At 64.4% G+C, this 19,222-nt stretch carries 21 protein-coding genes; 17 read left to right on the forward strand and 4 right to left on the reverse strand.

From position 1 onward, the window contains the following. Nucleotides 1–14: 14 nt before the first annotated feature. The gene (locus KC8_RS00765; RefSeq protein ID WP_010125343.1) at nt 15–1,256 is read left to right on the forward strand and encodes a glycosyltransferase family 4 protein; all 1,242 of its coding nucleotides are present in this window, start codon (nt 15–17) and stop codon (nt 1,254–1,256) included. Here KC8_RS00765 and KC8_RS00770 read toward each other — a convergent pair. Together KC8_RS00770 and KC8_RS00775 are read right to left on the reverse strand one after the other, a co-directional pair. Beyond that, nucleotides 1,253–1,960: a hypothetical protein gene (locus tag KC8_RS00770; protein ID WP_010125344.1), complete on the reverse strand. Its 708-nt coding sequence runs from the start codon at nt 1,958–1,960 to the stop codon at nt 1,253–1,255. The genes KC8_RS00765 and KC8_RS00770 overlap by 4 nt on opposite strands. Continuing rightward, nucleotides 1,960–3,168, reverse strand: coding sequence for a toxic anion resistance protein (locus tag KC8_RS00775; RefSeq protein ID WP_010125345.1), 1,209 nt, complete (start codon nt 3,166–3,168; stop codon nt 1,960–1,962). The genes KC8_RS00770 and KC8_RS00775 overlap by 1 nt, the downstream gene beginning before the upstream one ends. Before the next feature lie 148 nt (nt 3,169–3,316). Here KC8_RS00775 and KC8_RS00780 point away from each other — a divergent pair, with 148 nt between their 5' ends. The 16 genes from KC8_RS00780 to KC8_RS00850 all read left to right on the forward strand — a co-directional run bounded on the left by KC8_RS00780 (nt 3,317) and on the right by KC8_RS00850 (nt 16,846). Then, entirely contained in the window at nt 3,317–4,717 is a 1,401-nt protein-coding gene (locus tag KC8_RS00780) for a cytochrome ubiquinol oxidase subunit I (RefSeq protein WP_029624512.1), read from the forward strand. Continuing rightward, nucleotides 4,717–5,727 carry a cytochrome d ubiquinol oxidase subunit II gene (cydB, locus tag KC8_RS00785; protein WP_010125347.1) on the forward strand — a complete coding sequence of 337 codons (1,011 nt, stop codon included), beginning with the start codon at nt 4,717–4,719 and terminating at the stop codon, nt 5,725–5,727. Before KC8_RS00780 ends, cydB begins: the two co-directional genes overlap by 1 nt. Continuing rightward, nucleotides 5,727–5,831 carry a DUF2474 family protein gene (locus tag KC8_RS00790; protein ID WP_083831227.1) on the forward strand — a complete coding sequence of 35 codons (105 nt, stop codon included), beginning with the start codon at nt 5,727–5,729 and terminating at the stop codon, nt 5,829–5,831. Before cydB ends, KC8_RS00790 begins: the two co-directional genes overlap by 1 nt. 102 nt (nt 5,832–5,933) lie before the next feature. Next, nucleotides 5,934–6,872: an XdhC family protein gene (locus KC8_RS00795; protein ID WP_010125348.1), complete on the forward strand. Its 939-nt coding sequence runs from the start codon at nt 5,934–5,936 to the stop codon at nt 6,870–6,872. Next, the gene (locus KC8_RS00800; RefSeq protein WP_010125350.1) at nt 6,869–7,786 is read left to right on the forward strand and encodes a hypothetical protein; all 918 of its coding nucleotides are present in this window, start codon (nt 6,869–6,871) and stop codon (nt 7,784–7,786) included. Before KC8_RS00795 ends, KC8_RS00800 begins: the two co-directional genes overlap by 4 nt. Next, nucleotides 7,749–7,874: a hypothetical protein gene (locus KC8_RS20475; protein WP_010125351.1), complete on the forward strand. Its 126-nt coding sequence runs from the start codon at nt 7,749–7,751 to the stop codon at nt 7,872–7,874. The genes KC8_RS00800 and KC8_RS20475 overlap by 38 nt, the downstream gene beginning before the upstream one ends. Then, nucleotides 7,871–8,455 carry a nucleotidyltransferase family protein gene (locus KC8_RS00805; protein WP_010125352.1) on the forward strand — a complete coding sequence of 195 codons (585 nt, stop codon included), beginning with the start codon at nt 7,871–7,873 and terminating at the stop codon, nt 8,453–8,455. Before KC8_RS20475 ends, KC8_RS00805 begins: the two co-directional genes overlap by 4 nt. Before the next feature lie 121 nt (nt 8,456–8,576). Next, complete coding sequence (locus KC8_RS00810; protein WP_010125353.1) at nt 8,577–10,124, forward strand: FAD-binding protein; 1,548 nt, start codon at nt 8,577–8,579, stop codon at nt 10,122–10,124. A 35-nt stretch (nt 10,125–10,159) separates the two neighbouring features. After that, the gene (locus KC8_RS00815; RefSeq protein ID WP_010125354.1) at nt 10,160–11,068 is read left to right on the forward strand and encodes an alpha/beta hydrolase family protein; all 909 of its coding nucleotides are present in this window, start codon (nt 10,160–10,162) and stop codon (nt 11,066–11,068) included. A 102-nt stretch (nt 11,069–11,170) separates the two neighbouring features. Next, nucleotides 11,171–12,106, forward strand: a complete 936-nt coding sequence (gene coaA / locus KC8_RS00820; protein ID WP_029624515.1) for a type I pantothenate kinase — start codon at nt 11,171–11,173, stop codon at nt 12,104–12,106. Between the two features lie 100 nt (nt 12,107–12,206). Next, entirely contained in the window at nt 12,207–12,977 is a 771-nt protein-coding gene (locus tag KC8_RS00825) for an SDR family NAD(P)-dependent oxidoreductase (protein WP_010125356.1), read from the forward strand. Continuing rightward, nucleotides 12,974–13,795: an SDR family NAD(P)-dependent oxidoreductase gene (locus tag KC8_RS00830; RefSeq protein ID WP_010125357.1), complete on the forward strand. Its 822-nt coding sequence runs from the start codon at nt 12,974–12,976 to the stop codon at nt 13,793–13,795. The genes KC8_RS00825 and KC8_RS00830 overlap by 4 nt, the downstream gene beginning before the upstream one ends. Nucleotides 13,796–13,914: 119 nt before the next feature. Beyond that, the gene (locus KC8_RS00835; RefSeq protein ID WP_010125359.1) at nt 13,915–14,190 is read left to right on the forward strand and encodes a DUF6356 family protein; all 276 of its coding nucleotides are present in this window, start codon (nt 13,915–13,917) and stop codon (nt 14,188–14,190) included. 21 nt (nt 14,191–14,211) lie between these two features. Then, nucleotides 14,212–15,294, forward strand: a complete 1,083-nt coding sequence (gene alr / locus KC8_RS00840; protein ID WP_010125360.1) for an alanine racemase — start codon at nt 14,212–14,214, stop codon at nt 15,292–15,294. 11 nt (nt 15,295–15,305) lie between these two features. Then, entirely contained in the window at nt 15,306–16,091 is a 786-nt protein-coding gene (locus KC8_RS00845; protein WP_138956673.1) for an MlaE family ABC transporter permease, read from the forward strand. Continuing rightward, nucleotides 16,088–16,846: an ABC transporter ATP-binding protein gene (locus KC8_RS00850; RefSeq protein ID WP_010125362.1), complete on the forward strand. Its 759-nt coding sequence runs from the start codon at nt 16,088–16,090 to the stop codon at nt 16,844–16,846. The genes KC8_RS00845 and KC8_RS00850 overlap by 4 nt, the downstream gene beginning before the upstream one ends. 100 nt (nt 16,847–16,946) lie before the next feature. Here KC8_RS00850 and KC8_RS00855 read toward each other — a convergent pair whose 3' ends face one another. Both KC8_RS00855 and KC8_RS00860 read right to left on the reverse strand, forming a co-directional pair. Next, nucleotides 16,947–18,119: an acetyl-CoA C-acetyltransferase gene (locus KC8_RS00855; protein ID WP_010125363.1), complete on the reverse strand. Its 1,173-nt coding sequence runs from the start codon at nt 18,117–18,119 to the stop codon at nt 16,947–16,949. Between the two features lie 73 nt (nt 18,120–18,192). Beyond that, nucleotides 18,193–19,185, reverse strand: coding sequence for an alpha/beta fold hydrolase (locus tag KC8_RS00860; RefSeq protein ID WP_010125364.1), 993 nt, complete (start codon nt 19,183–19,185; stop codon nt 18,193–18,195). Nucleotides 19,186–19,222 lie beyond the last annotated feature (37 nt).

Genomic DNA, 19,222 nt, shown 5'->3' on the forward strand with positions numbered 1-19,222 from the left:
GACGGGCCAGCGCGATGAAACAGCGTCATTCGTTTTCGCGCGCGGACCGTGCCGATTGGCCGGCAGCCATTTTGGGGCTTTCGTCTCCGGATTGTCCGCCGACGGAACGCCCGCTTCGCGTCGCGCTTTTTTCAGGGAATTACAATTGTATCCGCGATGGCGCCAATCAGGCGCTGAACCGGTTGGTGGCGTTCCTGCAGGCAGAGGCGGGAGCCTGCGTGCGCGTATATTCGCCTACCGTGGCGAATCCGGCGTTTGAACCGGCCGGCGACCTTGTATCCGTGCCGTCGTTCGGCATTCCAGGGCGGCGCGAATACAGGCTGGCGATGGGGCTGCCGGATGCCGTGCGCGATGATGTGCGGGCGTTTGCGCCGGATATCATCCACCTTTCGGCGCCCGATATATTGGGCCGCAGCGCGCAGCGTTTCGCCCGGCAGCTTGGCGTTCCCGTTGTCACCAGCCTCCACACCCGTTTTGAAACCTATCTTGAACATTATGGGCTGCGTTTCCTGAAGCGGCGGATCGAGCGTTATCTCGGCAAATTCTACGAGGGCAGCGATCATGTTCTCGTGCCCAATACGATGATCGCCGACGAAATGCGCGATGCCGGGTTGCGGACGGACATTTCCGTCTGGGGCCGCGGGGTCGATCGCACGCTGTTCACCCCGGGCGCCCGCGATTTGGATTGGCGGCGGAGCCATGGTTATGCCGACGACGATGTCGTGGTGCTGTTTTTCGGCCGCCTTGTTCGCGAAAAGGGGCTGGATGTCTTCGCCGATGTGATCGATGCCGCGCGCGCCATGGGCTGTCGCCTGCGTCCGCTGGTCGTGGGTGATGGGCCGGGCAGGGGGGAGTTTGCGCGGCGGCTGGCGAACGTGAACTTTGTCGGCCATCTGGCCGGGGCGGAACTGGGACGGGCGGTCGCCAGCGCGGATATATTGCTCAACCCCAGCACGACCGAGGCGTTCGGCAATGTCACGCTGGAAGCGATGGCGGCAGGGCTGGCGATCGTTTCGGCCGATGTTCCGAGTGCCCGTTCGCTGGTGGATAATGGCCGCACCGGCCTGCTCGTTCCGGCATCCGACGTGCGGGCCTATGCGGCCGCGATCGAACGGCTGATCCGTGTTCCGATGGATCGGGTGCGGCTGGCGAAGGCGGCGGTGGCCGAAGCCCGCCGCTATGAGTGGAACGCAACGTTACAGGCCGTGGTCGATGCTTATCTGCTTTGTCTGGCCGGGGATCGGCCGGGGCCTTAGCCCTCTCCGTCGCCGCGATATTTGAGTTCGAGGAAGCGGCCCTGCGTGGCGAGGCGGTGGAGATCGCCCGAGGCGAGTTGTTCGGTCATCCGCGCCAGTTCGCTATCGACGACTTCCAGCCCGTCGACGAGCTGGCGATCGGGGGATTTGCCGTTGCGATCCTCGCGGCGGAGTGCGGCGGGGACACGCTGATAGCCGCTGATGAGTTCGGGCAGTTCTTCGCCGAGCAATTTGCGGATTTCGACGGCTGCCGGCTCCGCCGGATCGAGCGTGGCGAGTTGCGGGACAAGGGCTTCCAGCCGCACGCCGATCCCATCGGCCAGCCGCTGGGCGGGGGCGGGAAGCGCCGGGCGCTGGCGTTCCAGCCATTCTTCGGTGCGCTGCGGCAGCAGCCTGATATCGGCCTGAACCAGCGTTTCTGGTGTCGCTTCGGGGGCGCCGGGCCAGAACAGGATGGTGAGGCCGACCAGCGCCATCGCCGCCATCGTCAGCAGCAGGCCGCCGATGCCGAGCGGGGTGACGAACTGGCCGATCAGCCCGGCCGCGAACATCGTTGCCAGTACGGCGAGGACGGCGATCTTCAACCGCCGCCAGAACGCCGCCCAGCGCCGTTTGCGGGCACGCACCCGCATCCGCTGCGCTTCCGGCGAGACGCGGCGCAGCAGCGCTTCGGCCTGTTCGAGAACGCGGGCGGAATCGGCCATCAGCGATCGACCGGGGTGAACGGATCGGCCGATTTGCCGCCTGCGATCTGCGCCTGCGCGGCGCCTTCCGCACGGGCGATATAGCCGCGCGATTTTTCGACCTCGTCGGTCAGCGTGGTCACGGTCTGCTTCATCGACGACAGCGCCTCGAGCTTGAATTTGTCGATGCTGTCCATTGTATCATAGATATTCTGGAATGCGCGTTGCAGCGTTTCGAGCGGGATGGTGGAGGCCGCCGCCTGCTTGTGGATTTCGCCGGTCTGCGTGCGCAGCAATTCGCCGGTGGATTCGATCATCCCCGCCGTTGTGGTGTTGAGCGCGGTGATCTGTTGCAGCACCAGTTTCTGGTTGGTCAGCGCCTGCGCTACGGTGACGGCGGTGCGGAGCGCCGCAACCGTGGTGGTGGATGCCCGATCGACCCCCTTCACCAGTTCGACATTGTTCTTTTTCACCAGATCGAGCGCGAGATAGCCCTGCACGGTGACGGCCATCTGCGTCAGCAGATCGGTAGACCGCTGGCGGACGTAAAACAGGGCGGTGCCGCGGATCGCATTGGCCTTGGCGGGGTCGGTCGCCTCCAGATCCATCGCGCGGGCTTCGAGTTTCGCATCGAGCGCCTTGGACACATGGATCATCTGTTCCAGCCGGCCCATCGCCGCCCACAGATTCTGCCGCTCGACATCGATCGCGGCATTATCCTTGAGCAGTTCATCCTTGCCCCCGGCCAAGCGCGCGAGGATCGACGAGATGTGGCTTTGTGCGGATTTATAGCCGTCGAAATAGTCGCGCATCCTGTTGCCGAACGGGATGATCCCGAACAGCTTCTTGGGCGCCATCAGATTGCCGTGCTGGCCCGGATCGAGATCTTCGATCGTGCGGCGCAGTTCGGCCAGATCGGTGCCGACGCCGGTATCCTTGTCCATCGCCTTGACCGGGCGATCGAGGAAGCGGTTCGACTGGCCGGCGGCCTCGGCGATTTCGCGCCGGCCCATATTGGTGATCTGATCGACCTTCATGCCGAATTCGGGGCTGTTGGCGTCAAGCGCGGCGAGCTCTTCGACGAAGGCTTCGGCTTTTTCATCAAGCGCTGAACGTTGTTCGTCACGCAGCGGCACCAGCCCGGCGGCTTTTTCCGGTGCGATGGTTTTGACGGGTGCGGGCGCGGTCAGCACCAGATCATTATCGGTTGCGGTCGCGCTGGTCGCCATCCAAATCCTCCACCCGTTGCGGCCCCAAGATGGAGGGGAAAGCGGTGCGGTTCAAGCGCCTGCACCGGCCATCTCCGGCATTCGTCGATCCGCTTGGACAATTTGTCGTTTTGTGCGTATTTTTCCGTAGCCTTAAAGCGGGGCCATGATGGCGGACAGCGAAACGGCACTAATCCTGGCACGCGCGCAGTTCGCGTTCACGGTTTCATTCCATTTTATATTTCCGGCTTTCTCGATCGGTCTGGCCAGTTATCTGGCGGTGCTTGAAGGGTTGTGGCTGAAGACCGGCAAAGATCATTATTTGGATCTTTTCCGATACTGGCTGAAGATCTTTGCCATCACATTCGCGATGGGTGTCGTGTCCGGCATCGTCATGTCCTACCAATTCGGCACCAACTGGTCGGTCTTTTCCGACAAGGCCGGGCCGATCATCGGGCCGTTGATGGCGTATGAGGTGCTGACGGCCTTTTTCCTTGAGGCCGGTTTCCTTGGGGTGATGCTGTTCGGCATGAACAAGGTGGGCAAGGGCCTGCACTTCACCGCCACCTGCGCGGTGGCCGTGGGCACGTTCATTTCGGCCTTCTGGATACTGTCGGTCAATTCGTGGATGCAGACGCCGACCGGTTTTGCGATCAACGATGTCGGCCAGTTCGTGCCGGCGGCGGGCTGGGCGGAGATCATCTTCAACCCGAGTTTCCCCTATCGCCTCGTCCATACCGTGATCGCGGCCTACCTGACGACGGCGCTGGCGGTGGGCGGGGTTGGGGCATGGCACCTGCTGCGCGGCAATCGTAGCCCGCAGGTGAAAACGATGTTTTCGATGGCGATGTGGATGGCGGCGCTGGTCGCACCGGTGCAGATCTTCGTCGGCGACTTGCACGGCCTGAACACGCTGGAACATCAGCCCGTGAAGGTGATGGCGATGGAAGGCCATTATCAAAGCCACCCGGATGGCGCGCCGCTGATCTTGTTCGGCATTCCCGATAGCAAGGCGCAGACGGTGCATGCCGCGATCGAAGTGCCCAAGCTTTCGTCGCTGATCCTGAAGCATGATCTGAACGCGCCGTTGGCCGGGCTGGATAGTGTCGCCAAGGAAGATCATCCGCCGGTGGGCATCATCTTCTGGTCGTTCCGGATCATGGTTGGCATTGGTTTCCTGATGCTGGCGTTGGGGCTGTGGAGCCTGCTGGCGCGGACGCGCGGGCAGCTTTACGAATGGCGCATGATGCACCGGCTGGCGTTGCTGATGGGGCCGTCGGGCTTTGTCGCGGTGATCGCCGGCTGGGTGACGACGGAAGTTGGCCGCCAGCCATGGGTGATCCAGGGGCTGTTGCGGACGAAGGATGCCGTGTCGCCACTGGCGGCACCCGCGGTTGGCGCGTCGCTGGTGGCGTTCGTGATCGTCTATTTTTCGGTGTTCGCGGCGGGGACGATCTATATCCTGAAACTCGCCGGCAAGGCGCCGCAGCCCCATGAAAGCGCACCGGATCATAATCCGATCCGTAGTGCAGGCATTACACCGGCAGCCGCCGTGCAGGAGGGCGAGTGATGGACCTGACCATTATCTGGGCGGCGATCATCGCCATCGCCATTGCCGCTTATGTGGTGATGGACGGGTTCGACCTTGGCATCGGCATCCTGTTCCCGCGGCTGAAGGTGGGGCGCGAACGCGATACTGCGATGAACACGATCGCGCCGGTGTGGGATGGCAACGAAACCTGGCTGGTAATGGGCGGCGGCGGGCTGCTTGCGGCGTTTCCGCTGGCATATGCGATCGTGCTGCCGGCCTTGTATGCGCCGCTGATCGCGATGCTGCTCGCGCTTGTCTTTCGCGGGGTGGCGTTCGAATTTCGCTGGCGCGATCCGGGGCACCGCCGCGCGTGGGATTTTGCCTTTTTCGCCGGATCGCTGGTGGCGACTTTCGCGCAAGGGGTTACGCTTGGCGCGTTGCTGCAGGGGATCGAGGTTTATGACCGTGCTTATGCGGGCGGCTGGTGGGATTGGGTAAGCTGGTTCAGCCTGCTGACCGGCATCAGCCTTGTCATCGGCTATGCTTTGCTTGGCGCGGGATGGCTGATCTGGAAGACGGAAGGCGCGTTGCAGGCCGATGCAAGACGGCTGGCCCGTCCGCTCGTCCCCGCTTTGCTGATCGCACTCGCCGCCGTCAGCCTCGCGACACCTTTGCTGGAAGGGCAATATTGGCAGCGCTGGTTCGTGTGGCCGGGGCTGCTGGTGGCGATCCCGATGCCGCTGCTGGTGGTGGTCTGCGCCGTCATGCTGTGGCGCGGGATTGATCGGGCGCCCGATTCCCGGCCGTTTTTGTGGACCTTGGCGATTTTCGGGCTGGCGATGGCGGGGCTGGCGATTTCAATCTGGCCCGATGTGATCCCCGGCCGGGTGACGATCTGGGAGGCCGCCGCGCCGCATTCCAGCCAGCTATTCATGCTGATTGGGGCTGGCGTGCTGATCCCGATGATCCTGGCTTATACCGGCTGGGCCTATTGGGTGTTTCGCGGCAAGGTGGGCGACGAAGGCTATCACGCGCACGGCGATCATTGATGCTGTGGGCACGCCGGATCGGCTGGTTCGTCGCCATCTGGGGATTGAGCGTCGCCACGCTCACTGTGGTCGGCTGGGTCATTCGTCTGGCGATCAAGGGTTGAGCGGGAGCGGGTTACTCCATTGAACTTTGATGAGAGCCTGATCGTATGAGATGGAAACGCATGGCGCTTCCATCTCATACGATCAGGCTCTAGGCCCGTAACATGGCCCCATATGGCGACGACCTCGATCATCTGTTGAGCACGGCGCAAGGCTGGCTGCACGAAGGCCATCGCGTTGCCATCGCCACTGTCATCGAAACATGGGGATCGGCACCACGCCGGCGCGGCGCGCACGCGATTATCCGTGATGACGGGCAGTTCGTGGGTTCGGTGAGTGGCGGCTGCGTCGAAGGCGATGTGATTGTCGCGGCGCGCGGACTGCTCGTTTCGGGCGGGTGCCGACGGCTTGATTATGGCGTAGCGGATCAGGCGGCTTGGGCGGTCGGGCTGGCGTGCGGCGGACGGATATCGGTGTTCGTACAAAGCATCGACACGGATCATTTTTCCCCGGGGTTGATCGATCGTATCCGTGGCGCGCGTGCGGCCGGCGCAACGGTGTCAGTTGCCACCGATCTGGCCACCGGATGCAGCGGGGAAGGGGATGGCGGCCTCGAACTGTTCGTGACCCGTTATGCCCCGCCATTGCGGCTGATGATCGTCGGTGCGGTGCATATCGCGCGCAGCATGGTGCCGATGGCGCGGATGCTGGGCTATGCGCCGCAACTGGTCGATCCGCGTGGCAGCTTTGCGGTCGCGTTCGGTGATGTCGGGATCATCGTCGATGAACGGTGGCCCGATGAAGCGCTGGCCGATTGGCGGCCGGATGCCGCAAGCGCGGTGGTGACGCTGACCCACGATCCCAAGATCGACGATCCGGCGCTGGCCGCAGCATTACGATCGCCGGCTTATTATATCGCAGCGCTCGGTTCGCGCCGCACCCATGCCGCGCGGCTGGAACGGCTGGCGGCGCAGGGCTTTGATGCGGCCGCACTGGCGCGGATATGCGGGCCGGCGGGGCTGGCCATTGGTGCCGCGAACCCGCCCGAAATCGCATTGTCGATCCTTGCGCAGGCGACTGAACGGCTGCGCGCGGGCGTATGAAATTCGGTCCGCTGCCGGTCGCCGAAGCGGCGGGCGCATTGCTTGCCCATAGCCTTGCACTGGGGGGACGGCGTTTGGCCAAAGGGCATCGGCTGACACACGAGGACGTGGCGGCGGCGCACGGTGCAGGCCTGGCCGAACTGATCGTCGCGCGGCTTGAGCCGGGCGATGTCGGCGAGGATGCGGCGGCAACTTCGCTTGCGGTGGCACTGGCCGGTGTCGGGGTAACAGTGTCTGCACCCCGCCATGGCCGGGTCGATCTGCTGGCCGCGCGCGATGGGCTGTTCGTTTGCGATGCAGCGGCGGTCGATGCGGTGAATGCGGCGGATGAGGCGATCGGGCTGGGTACGATCTGGCCGGGCCGGCCGGTGCGGGCAGGGGCCACGATCGCGACGGTGAAGATCATTCCCTATGCGCTGCCGGGTGACGTGCTGACGCGGGCTTGCGCGGTGGCGGGCCGGGGGGCGCTTGGCGTGCGTGAATTTATGCTGCCGGCGCTGTCGCTGATCCAGACCCGCCTTCCGGGGCAACCCGACAAGCTGTTCGCCGCCACGGTTGAAGCGACCCGCCAGCGTGCGATCCGGCTGGGCGCTACGCTCGTCCGCGACGAGATTTGCGATCATGAGGAGGCCGCGCTGGCCGGGCGGATCGCGGCATCGGATGACGCAGCGGTCCTGCTGATCGCGGGGGCGTCGGCCACGGTTGATCGGCGCGACGTGATCCCGGCCGCGATCGTGCGGGCGGGGGGCGTGGTCGAAAGACTGGGGATGCCGGTCGATCCGGGTAATCTCGCTGTGCCTTGGCCGGGTGGATGGCCGGATCGTGATCGGCCTGCCGGGATGTGCGCGCAGCCGGAAACGCAATGGGATCGATCTGGTGCTGGAACGGATCGCGGCGGGCCTCGCCATCGATAGCGCTGCGATCGCCGCGATGGGGGTAGGCGGCCTGCTGGCGGATGCGCCCGAACGGCCAGAGCCGCGCCGCGCGCCGGTGGCGGGATGACAGTCGGCGCGATCATCCTTGCGGCCGGGCAGTCGCGGCGGATGGGGGCGAACAAGCTGATCGCCGAGTTCCGCGGCAAGCCGCTGGTGGCGCATATTGTGGACGCGGTGGCGTCGGCCGGATTGCCGCCGCCGATCGTCGTGACCGGCCATGCGCAGGATTTGATTGTGGCGGCACTCGCCGGTCGAGACGCGCGGTTCGTTCATGCAGGCGATCATGGCGCGGGGTTGTCGCGCTCGCTGGCGGCGGGGCTGATGGCGGTGCCATCGGCGTGGCAGGCGGCGATCATCTGTCTTGGCGATATGCCGTTGGTGTCGCCGGATTTGCTGCGGGCGATGGCGGGGCTGGCGGCACCGGATGCGATTGTTGCACCATGCCATGCCGGCCGACGGGGCAACCCGGTCTTGTGGGGGCGAACCCGTTTCGCGCGACTGGCCGGTATCCATGGCGATGTTGGCGGCAAGGCGCTGCTGGATGAGCTGATCAACGATGTGGTTGAGATTGCATGGGACGATGCAAGCATCCTGCGCGATGTGGATACCCCGGCGGACCTTGCGGCCTTGCGCGGCGAGTTTCGCTAAAGCGCCGCGCAGGCAATATTAGCCACCGTCGCGGGCGCGGCCGGCCCGCCCCTTGAATCCAAAGCATAATCAGCGTTCCTTCCGCGTCAACGACACGAATGACGTGCGGGAGAGGATTGCAATGGACTGGAACGAAGACTGCGATGTGCTGGTCATCGGATCGGGTGCCGGTGGGCTGGTCGGCGCGCTGACGGCGGCGAAGGCGGGGCTGAAGACGATCGTTGTCGAGGCGACCGATCGGTTCGGCGGCACGACGGCTTATTCGGGTGGCGGGATGTGGCTGCCCTGCAATGCGGTGCTGAAGCGGGCCGGTGACGACGACACGATGGACGAGGCCCGCGAATATTATCGCGCGGTCGTCGGCGATCGTACGCCGCGCGCCGTGCAGGATGCGTTCCTGGAAAATGGCGCCGGGCTGATCGATTTCCTTGAGGCCGATCCGCACCTTGAATTCGTCGTATATCCTTGGCCGGATTATTACGGAAAGGCGGCCAAGGCGCGCGCTGGCGGCCGCCATATTGCGCCGGTCAATTTGACGCCTGATGCGATCGGCGAATTGCGGTCGGTGCTGCGATCGACCTTGCCGGTCGAACGGCTCGGCTATCCGCTGCCGGACGAACTGGAAGGCGGACAGGCGCTGATCGGGCGGCTGCTGCTGGCGCTCAAGGAGCAGCGGTCGGCGGATCTGCGCCTGTCGACCCCGTTCGAGGATTTTGTGGTGGAGGATGGCGCGGTCGTCGGCGTGGTGGTGCGCCACAACGGGCGGGCGCGGCGGATACAGGCGCGGCGGGGCGTGCTGGTTGCGGCAGGCGGGTTTGAGCGCAATGCCGAGATGCGACAGCGGTTCGGTGTGCCCGGCGAGGTTTCCGGCAGTGTCGGCGGGCCGGGCAGCAGCGGACGGCCGATCGAAGCGGGGATCGCAATCGGCGCGGACGTGGACTTGATGGGCGAAGCCTGGTGGGCACCGGGCATTCTACATCCCGATGGCCGGGCGACATTTTCGCTGGGCTTTACCGGCGGCATCTTCGTTGATGGCAATGGCGAACGCTTCACCAATGAATCCTCCGCTTATGATCGGATCGGGCGGGATGTGATCGCGGCGGAGGCGGAAGGACGGCTCACCCGGCCATATTGGATGGTGTATGACAGCAGCGCCGGTGCCGAACCGCCGGTGATCTTCCCGACGGTGCCGCTGGTCGATCGCGATGCGTTCGTGGCCGCCGGTTATCGCAAGCAGGGAGCAACGCTGGAGGCGTTGGCCGCCGAAATAGGCGTGCCGGCGGACCGGCTGGCCGCGACGGTGGATCGTTACAGCGCGTTTTGCGATGCGGGCAAGGATGCCGATTTCGATCGCGGTGGCGAGGCCTATGACCGGTCGTTCATGGACGACGAGGGCGCATCGCCACTTGTGCCGATACGGCAGGGGCCGTTTCATGCGGCGGCCTTTTCGATTTCGGACCTGGGCACCAAGGGCGGCTTGCGCACGGACGGGCAAGCCCGCGTGCTGCGGGCCGATGGCTCGGTCATCCCCGGGCTTTACGCCGCCGGCAATTCGATGGCCGCCGCGAGCGGTGAGACATATCCGGGTGGGGGCAATCCGGTTGGTTCCAGCGCGGTCTTTTCGTGGATCGCGGCGAATGCCATGATGGCCGCATCGGCAGACGGATAAGCAAGGTAGGCCGATAGGCAGGGGGGCAGAGCCGGATGAAGACAGCGCAGCGATGGAGCTTCGCCCTGATCGCGGTGGCCATGGTGTCGGCTGCGGCGATGGCTGCACCGATGCAATGGCCGGACCTGCTCGATCGGGCAAAGCCGCAGGCCAGCACGCGCGTACCTTATGCCAAGGGCGACCTGCATTATGCCGATCTGTGGCTGCCGGCGGGCAAGGGGCCGTTTCCGGTTGTGCTGATGGTGCATGGCGGCTGCTGGCAGACGGACATCGCCGATCTGTCGATCATGAACTGGGCGGCGGACGACTTGGCGAAACGCGGTATCGCGGTGTGGAACATCGAATATCGCGGGATCGACCGGCCCGGCGGTGGCTATCCCGGAACTTATCAGGATGTTGCGGCGGCGGCCGATGGGCTGCGGCGGGTGGCGCCCTTATTCCGGTTGAAGGCGGATCGGGTGGTTGTCGTCGGCCATTCGGCGGGCGGGCATCTGGGCTTGTGGCTGGCGGCGCGGGCGTCGCTCCCGAAATATAGCCCGTTGCGTAGTGAACGCCCGTTGCCGGTCGCGGCGGTGATCAGCCTGGGCGGGTTGCCCGATCTGGAACGGGAACAGGCGGTGGCCAATCATCCGTGCGGGACTGCCGCCAAAGCCATGTCCGGCCCGAAGACGGACATGCGGCCCGATCGGTTCCGCGATACATCGCCGCCGGCGATGGGGCCGTTTGCTGCGCGGCAGTTTCTGATCAGCGGCGGCGTAGATGATATCGCGCCGCCATCGGTTGCCGCGAGCTATGCGCGCAGGCTGGCGCAAAAGGGAATCAGGCCGACTGTCGTTACGATCGCCGACGAAGGCCATGTCGAACTGATCGCGCCCGGCAGTGCCGCCTGGGCGCAGACCGTGACAATCATCGAAGACGAATTGGGAGTGACCGCAAAGAAATGAGGTTCCATTGGGCGCGGCTGGCGGGTGGCAGCCCCGCAACGATGCGGGCAAATCGCGTGTCCCCTCTTGCCGGATGCCTTCGGCTCTGCGCAAAGCGCGCGGATGGATAGCGAGAGCCATTCGGTGTTCAGCCGTGCGGAATGGAGCCGTTTGCGTTCCAGCGTGCCGATGATGCTGAGCGAAGCCGAAGTCGAGGCGCTTCGCGGCGCCAATGAACCGACATTGATGGACGAGGTGGAGGAGGTTTTCCTGCCGCTGACCCGTCTCATAAACCTGCACGTCGCCGCATCGCGCGGGCTGGCGCGCGTGACCGACGATTTCGTCGGCCGGCCGACGGCGCCGCGCCCCTATATCGTGGCGATCGCCGGCAGCGTGGCGGTGGGCAAGAGCACGGTCGCCCGTCTGTTGCGCGCGCTGCTGTCGCGCTGGCCGGATCATCCCAAGGTGGATCTTGTCACGACCGATGGCTTTCTGTTTCCGACAAAGGAACTGGAAGCGCGCGGGCTGATGGCGCGCAAGGGCTTTCCCGAAAGCTATGACGTAAAACGGATGATCGGTTTCCTGTCCGATATCCGTGCCAGCGGCCGGGCGACATCGCCGGTCTATTCGCATCAGGCCTATGATATCGTGGCGGGCGAGGAACATGTCGTCGATCAACCAGACATATTGATCTTCGAAGGACTTAACGTCCTTCAGATCGGTTCGGGGATTGAGAAATCAGGCGCGCCGGTGTTCACCGCGAGCGATTTTTTCGACATTTCGATCTATATCGACGCGGACGAGGACAATATCGAACGCTGGTATCTTGAACGGTTCCAGTTGCTTCAACGCACCGCTTTCCAGAACCCATCATCCTATTTCCACCATATGGCCGATGTGCCGCCTGCCGAGTCGCGTGCTTTTGCGATGGATTTATGGAAGCGAATCAACCGGCTGAACCTGCGCGAGAATATCGTACCGTCGCGATCGCGGGCGGATGTGGTGCTCCACAAGCAGGCCGATCACGGAGTCGATTGGCTAAGGCTGCGTCGCCTTTAGGAAAGATTCTCCCCCTTCGCATCCGTGTGAAAATCGGGCAGCAGGGCTGCGCATGACCGGATATGTCCGGTTCTGAATTGATATTTTGCGGGAGAATGTGATGGGCAGGATGCGCGACAAGATCGTCCTGATTACGGGCGCCAGCGAAGGGATCGGCCGCGCGACGGCGGAATTGATCGCGGCCGAAGGCGGCCACGTCGTCATCGCCGCGCGCCGGCCCGAACCGCTTGAAGAAACCCGCGCGGCAATCGCGGCGGCGGGCGGTTCGGTTGAGGCGCACCAACTTGATGTGTCGGACCTCGATGCCTTTGCGGCACTGATCGCCGATGTCGCGGCGCGCCACGGCCGGCTCGACGTGTTGATCAACAATGCGATGGCCGCGACCTACAAGATGCTGGCCGATCTTACGATCGCGGATTGGCGTCGTGATTTCGCGGTCAATTCCGAAGCGGTGTTTATCGGCACGCGTGAAGCGATGAAGCTGATGGTTGCCGCCGGACGCGGTTCGATCGTCAACATTTCGTCGGCATGCGGCATGCGCGCGATGGCCGGCATGGCCAGCTATTCGGCGTCGAAGGCGGCGTTGATCCACCTGAGCGCGTGCGCCGCGATTGAAGGCGCGCCGCATGGCGTGCGCGTCAACACCATCGTTCCGGGCCAGATCGCGACGCCGGCGACCCTGCAATTCCAGGAATATGCGCCCGACGCCGCCAAGGCGACGACCGATTCGATCCCGATGGTGCGCAGCGGCCAGCCGAGTGAACTGGCCAACGCGATCCTGTTTCTCGCTTCGGATGAGTCGAGCTACGTCACCGGCGTTGCGTTGCCTGTCGACGGCGGCAAGACCATCCAGCTCTATATGCCGTCATGAGCGGGGCATTGCAGGGCAAGCGCGCGGTCGTCACCGGCGGCGCGCAGGGGATCGGCCGGGCGATCGCCGAACGGCTGGCGGCCGATGGCGCGCGCGTCGCGGTGCTGGATATGGACGAAGCAGCCGCGAAGGCGGCCCTTTCGGGCGAAGGCCATCTGGGGCTGGCCTGCGATGTTTCCGACAGCGCATCGGTGGATGCGGTATTCGCTAAGATCGCGGATGCCTTTGGCGGGGTCGATATTCTCGTCAACAATGCCGGTACCGGCCGTGGCCCCGATGACGGCAGCGACCAGATGTATGCGGGCCAGGCCGAACGCCAGGCGCAGATCGCGCGTGGGGAAAAGCCGACCGCGCATGGCGATCAACTGATCCATATGTCCGATGCCGGCTGGCGCCGGGTGATGGGCGTCAATTTGGACGGTGCGTTCCATTGCGCGCGTGCGGCGGTCCGCCTGATGGCGGTCGGCAACCATGGCGGCAGCATCGTCAACATCGCATCGACATCGGCAGCATCGGGTGAAGGCCCGATGCATTATGTGACGAGCAAGGCGGCAATCATCGGCCTGACGCGTGGTCTGGCCCGTGAACTGGCGTCGCGCGGCATCCGCGTGAATGCGGTGCATCCCGGCCCGACCGACACGCCGATCATGAAGGGCGTGCCCGATACGATGGTTGCGGCGATGGAAGCGGCCATTCCCCTGGGCCGTATGGCGCAGCCGTCCGAAGTGGCGGCAGCGGTTGCGTTCCTCGCGTCGGATCAGGCGAGCTATGCCACGGGCAGCGTGCTGACCGTCAATGGCGGTTCGTACATGGTGTAACATTGCGTCGACGGCGCGGCTTTTGTTGAGTTGCGCCGTCGTCCGATTGGTGCGGGTCGGATCGACCGGGCGGTGCGGGCATGGCATTGTGGCATGGTTCCCGCCCGATGGAGTGATCCATGTTTGACCGCCTGTTTCTCGCCCATCCACGCAGCGTCAACGAAAGCTATGGCGAGCATTTCGGCGTTGCCCTTCGTTTCGGAGCGGCGATGATGGCGAGCGGAGCGGCCTGCATGGTTCATGCGCTGCTGCCGGCGCTGTTCGTGCGCACCGGCAGCAATGCGGTAAAGCGCCTCCATGCCCAGATGGCCGCGCGCCAGCCCAGTCCGCGCATCCGGGAATCCACGCCGGGCGCGTGGCATGAACCGGAATGGCAGATCGAATACGAAATCTGATCCGGCCGGCATAGGTTGCCCTTGGATGCACGCGCCCTTATCGGCGTGGGTGTGATCGCTCCTTCTCCTCCGCTCCGCCTGGATATCGATGCCGATGCGCTGGTCGCCAACTGGCGCTGGTTTGCCGGGGCGAGCAGCCGCGCCGCCTGCGGGGCGGCGATCAAGGCGGATGCCTATGGCCTTGGCGCCCGTGCCGTGATGCGCCGCCTGGCCGATGCCGGATGCCGGGACTTTTTCGTCGCTACCTGGGGCGAGGCAGCGGCGTTGGGGGCCTATCCCGACGATCTGTCGCTTTCCGTCCTGCACGGATTGCGGGAAGACGACCTGCCGGCAGCGCTGGCCGGCACCGCGCGCCCCGTTCTCAATAGCCCGGCGATGGTTGCGCGCTGGAAGGCAGCCGCTGGCGGGCGTGCCTGCGATGTTATGGTGGACACCGGCATGAACAGGCTGGGCCTAAGCCCGGAGGAAGCCCGATCCGGCCTGCTCGATGGATTGCAGATCGATACGCTCCTCAGCCATCTGGCCTGCGCCGATGAACCGGGCCATCCGCTGAACGAACAGCAGCTTTTCACTTTTCGCAGCATCAAGGCGGCGGTCCCGGCACGGCGCTATAGCCTGGCCAATTCGGCGGGGATCTGCCTCGGCCAGCGTTACGCCTTCGGACTTACCCGCCCCGGGCTTGGATTATATGGCGGCATTCCCGCGCCAGGTGCCGAAGGACATGTCCGTCGTGTCGTGCGCCCCCATGCGCAGGTGATTCAGGTTCGCATCGTCGCGCAGGGGGCGACCATCGGTTATGGCGCTGCCTTCACCGCGCCTGTCGCCATGCGCGTTGCGATCCTCAACATTGGCTATGCGGATGGGTATCTGCGTGCCTTTGGCGATGGGCGAGGGCATGCGATCGCGGGTGGCGTGGCTTGTCCGTTGCTCGGCCGCGTTTCGATGGACCTGATTGCCGTCGATGTCAGCGCAGCGCCATCCGTGGGGGATGGGGACTGGCTGGAGATCGAATATGATCTTGTAACAGCCTCCATTGCCACGGGTTTGACGCAATATGAGTTGCTGACCATGCTTGGCCACCGCTATCAGCGGCGTTGGATATGATATTTATGCGCATGCTTGAGGCGATCATCGCCATGTTCGCCTCGATCGGCAGGCTGATGCTCGGTGCGCTGGCCGCCATCGGGCGGGTCGCGCTGTTCGCGGTGAACACCGTTCGACGCGGCCTGACCCCGCCTTATTATCCGCAAAAGCTGTTCGAACAACTGGCCCATATCGGCTGGTTCTCGCTGCCCGTTGTGGGCCTGACGGCGATTTTCACCGGTGCGGCGCTGGCGCAGCAGACCTTCACCGCCGGGACGCGTTTCAATGCCACATCGACCGTGCCGGCGATCGTGGTGCTGGGTATCGTCCGCGAGCTGGGGCCAGTGCTTGTCGGCCTGATGGTTGCCGGGCGCGTCTCATCGGCAATGGCGGCCGAACTGGGGACGATGCGTGTCACCGAACAGCTAGACGCGATGACGACGCTGCGGACCGATCCCTATCGGTACCTGATCGCGCCCCGCCTGTTCGCTGCGGTGATCGCGCTGCCGCTGATGGTGCTGGTGGCCAATGCCATCGGCATTTTCGGTGGCTACATGATCGCGGTCTACAAGCTTGGCTTCAACCATGTCGGTTATCTCAAGGTTACGCGTGAGTTTCTTGAGGTGGACGATTTCGTGATGGCGCTGGTGAAGGCCGGCGTTTTCGGTTTCTTCATCGCATTGATGGGGTGTTATCACGGCTTCCGTGCCGCGGGCGGCGCCGCAGGTGTCGGTGAAGGGACGCGCAATGCTGTCGTCAGCGCGTTCATCCTGATCCTCCTGTCGAACCTGATCATAACAGTGATGGCATTCGGATGAGCGCTGGCCCCAAAATCGAACTGACCGGACTTACCAAGCATTTTCGGGCCAACCATGTGCTGGATGGCGTCAATTTGTCGGTAGAGCCTGGCGAATCGATGACGATCATCGGCCAGTCCGGCAGCGGAAAATCGGTGATGCTGAAGTGCATCCTCGGCCTGATCCGTCCTGATGGCGGTTCGATCCGCGTCGACGGGGAGGAAATCGTCGGTCTTGGCGAGCGTGATCTGGCCCGTATCCGCACCAAGTTCGGCATGTTGTTCCAGGGCGGCGCGCTGTTCGATTCACTGCCGGTCTGGCGCAACGTGACCTTCGCGCTGACGCAGGGCCGCAATCGTGATGCCGCTCGGATGAAGGTGATCGCGGAAGAGAATCTGGAACGAGTGGGGCTTGGCCGGCATGTCCTCAATCTGCGGCCGAGTGAGTTATCCGGCGGTATGCAGAAGCGTGTTGCGCTAGCCCGCGCGATCGCGCCGCGACCGGAAATCATCTTCTTCGACGAACCCACCACCGGGCTGGATCCGATCCGCGCCGATGTGATCAACGATCTGATCATGAGCCAGGTGGAAGATATCGGCGCGACGGCGCTCACCATCACCCATGACATGGCGTCGGCCCGCAAGATCGCGCATCGGGTGGCGATGCTCTATCAGGGCAGGATCATCTGGTGTGGTCCGCGCGATCGCCTGTACGATTCGGGCAATCCCTATGTGGACCAGTTCGTCCAGGGGCAGGCCGAAGGGCCGATCCGCTAAAATATAGGATTGCAGCAACGGGATGGCGCGGTTCGATTATCGAGCCGGGCAGTAATGTCGCGGACCCCGGATTTTATCAGGGTCCGCGCAAATATGGCTTTTACCGTTCGACGCACATGGCGATGCCCATGCCGCCGCCGATGCACAGGGTGACGAGGCCTTTGCGGGCGTCGCGCTTTTCCATTTCATAGAGCAACGTGGTCAAGACGCGCGCGCCGCTGGCGCCGATCGGATGGCCGATCGCGATCGCGCCGCCATTGACGTTGACCTTGTCCGAATCCCAGCCAAGTTCCTTGCCAACCGAAAGAGACTGGGCGGCGAACGCTTCATTCGCTTCGATCAGATCGACGTCGGCCAGCGTCCAGCCTGCCTTTTCCAGCGCCATGCGGCTGGCGGGCGCAGGGCCGATGCCCATGATCGACGGATCGACGCCGCACGTGGCCCACGATACGATCTTGGCCAGCACCTTGCTGCCACGCCGGGCGGCTTCGTCTGCCGACATCACGACGATTGCGGCGGCGCCATCATTGATGCCGCTGGCGTTGGCGGCGGTGACGGTGCCGTCCTTCTTGAAGGCGGGCTTCAGCGCCTGCATCGCTTCCAGCGTCGCGCCGGCGCGGATATATTCATCCTGATCGATGACCGTGTCGCCCTTGCGGCCCTTGATGGTTACCGGGGCGATTTCGTCCTGGAAGCGGCCTGCGGCGCGGGCCTTTTCGGCGCGATTCTGGCTGCGGACGGCGAACGCATCCTGTTCGGCGCGCGTAACCTGATATTTTTCAGCCAGATTTTCAGCGGTGACGCCCATATGATAATTGTTGAACGCGTCGGTCAGGCCGTCATGGATCATCGTGTCGACCAGGGTGACCGAACCCATCTTGGCGCCAGCGCGCAGATGCTGGGCATGCGGGGCCATCGACATGTTTTCCTGGCCGCCGGCCACGACGATCGTGGCATCGCCAAGGCGAATCGCCTGTGCCGCGAGCGCCACGGCGCGCAGGCCGGAACCGCACAGCTGATTGATGCCGATCGCGGTTTTTTCCACCGGAACGCCCGCGTTGACGGCCGCCTGGCGCGCCGGATTCTGGCCCTGACCGGCGGCGAGGACCTGGCCGAGAATCACCTCATCGACATCGGCGGCGTCCACCCCGGCCTGTGCAAGGGCGGCTTCGATCGCGACGCGGCCCAGTTCGTGCGCGGGGGTGTTGGCAAACGCGCCGAGAAAACTGCCCACGGCGGTGCGTTTGGCGGCGGTGATGACGACGTCGGTCATGACTGACTCCTGATTGCGAACTGCGTTTTCTGTCTGCCCGTGTTGACGGTGCGTTCTTTCGGCAGCGCGACTATCACCTCTCTCGCGGTTGCGAAAGCCAGTGCTGAAGTGGTTCCCACAGCGCCTGTCGTGCGCGGCTGCCGACAATCATTCCGACATGACCAAGACCGAGCGCGAGCGATTGGCCAATGCCCGGGGCGGTGGCCGCGGGGACGATGCGGTCGGTCAATGATATGATGTTGAGAACAGGGCAGGTGACGCTGGCCGGGTCGATTGCGTTGCCGCCAACCTGCCATGCGCCGCGGCCGGTGGTGTTGGCGCCGAACAGATCGGCGAGCAATTCGCGACCAGCGGCCAGTGTCAGCGGTGGCCCGTCATTGGCCCAGTCTTCCAGCGCGATGAAGGAATCGATCCGCGGGTCACCGGTGGGCAGCCGTCCGAAATCCTCGAACTTGCGGATGGTGCGGGCGGGATCGAGGCGCCAGAAACTGGCTTGCAGCGCTTCCATCGGCAACACGCCCAGGGCTTCGGCGGTTGGCGCAACCTGCTGCCAAAGGCCGGCGATATTGTCACGGGCGCTGATCGGAAATCCGGTGAATTGCCATGGTGTTGCGATCAAGGCGAGTGACCGGACGGGGTGGTGTGCGGCGGCCGCAATAGCCATCGTCCCGCCGAGGCAATAACCCACGAGGGCCACAGGCTCCTGCACGGCGCGCAACAAGGGCAGCAGCAACTGATCGACATGACCGGCTATATCGAGCGCGCGCTCATCAGGCCCGGGCGTGCCCCAGTCGACCAGCAGGGGGCGAACATTCCGGGCCGCCAGCCAGCGCAGCAAGGAATTGTCCTCCGCGAGATCGAGAACATGCGGCGGATTGATGAGCGACGGCACGAACACCGCCGGAAGGCCGCTACCGCCATAATCGCGCAGCATCGCACGGCCGACGCGGGCCACCACTGGCGCGTCTTCCCGGCGGGGCGGGCGTGGCGCGGATTGATAGCGGTTCAGGCCGGCCAGAGCATCGCGCAGCCGTGCCGGATCTTCCCCTGTTTCGCTGCGCAGCATAGCGAGAAACAGGGGGAGGGGGCGGGGCCTGTGTTGC

Source organism: Sphingomonas sp. KC8 (genome assembly GCF_002151445.1).
Classification (GTDB): domain Bacteria; phylum Pseudomonadota; class Alphaproteobacteria; order Sphingomonadales; family Sphingomonadaceae; genus Sphingomonas_E.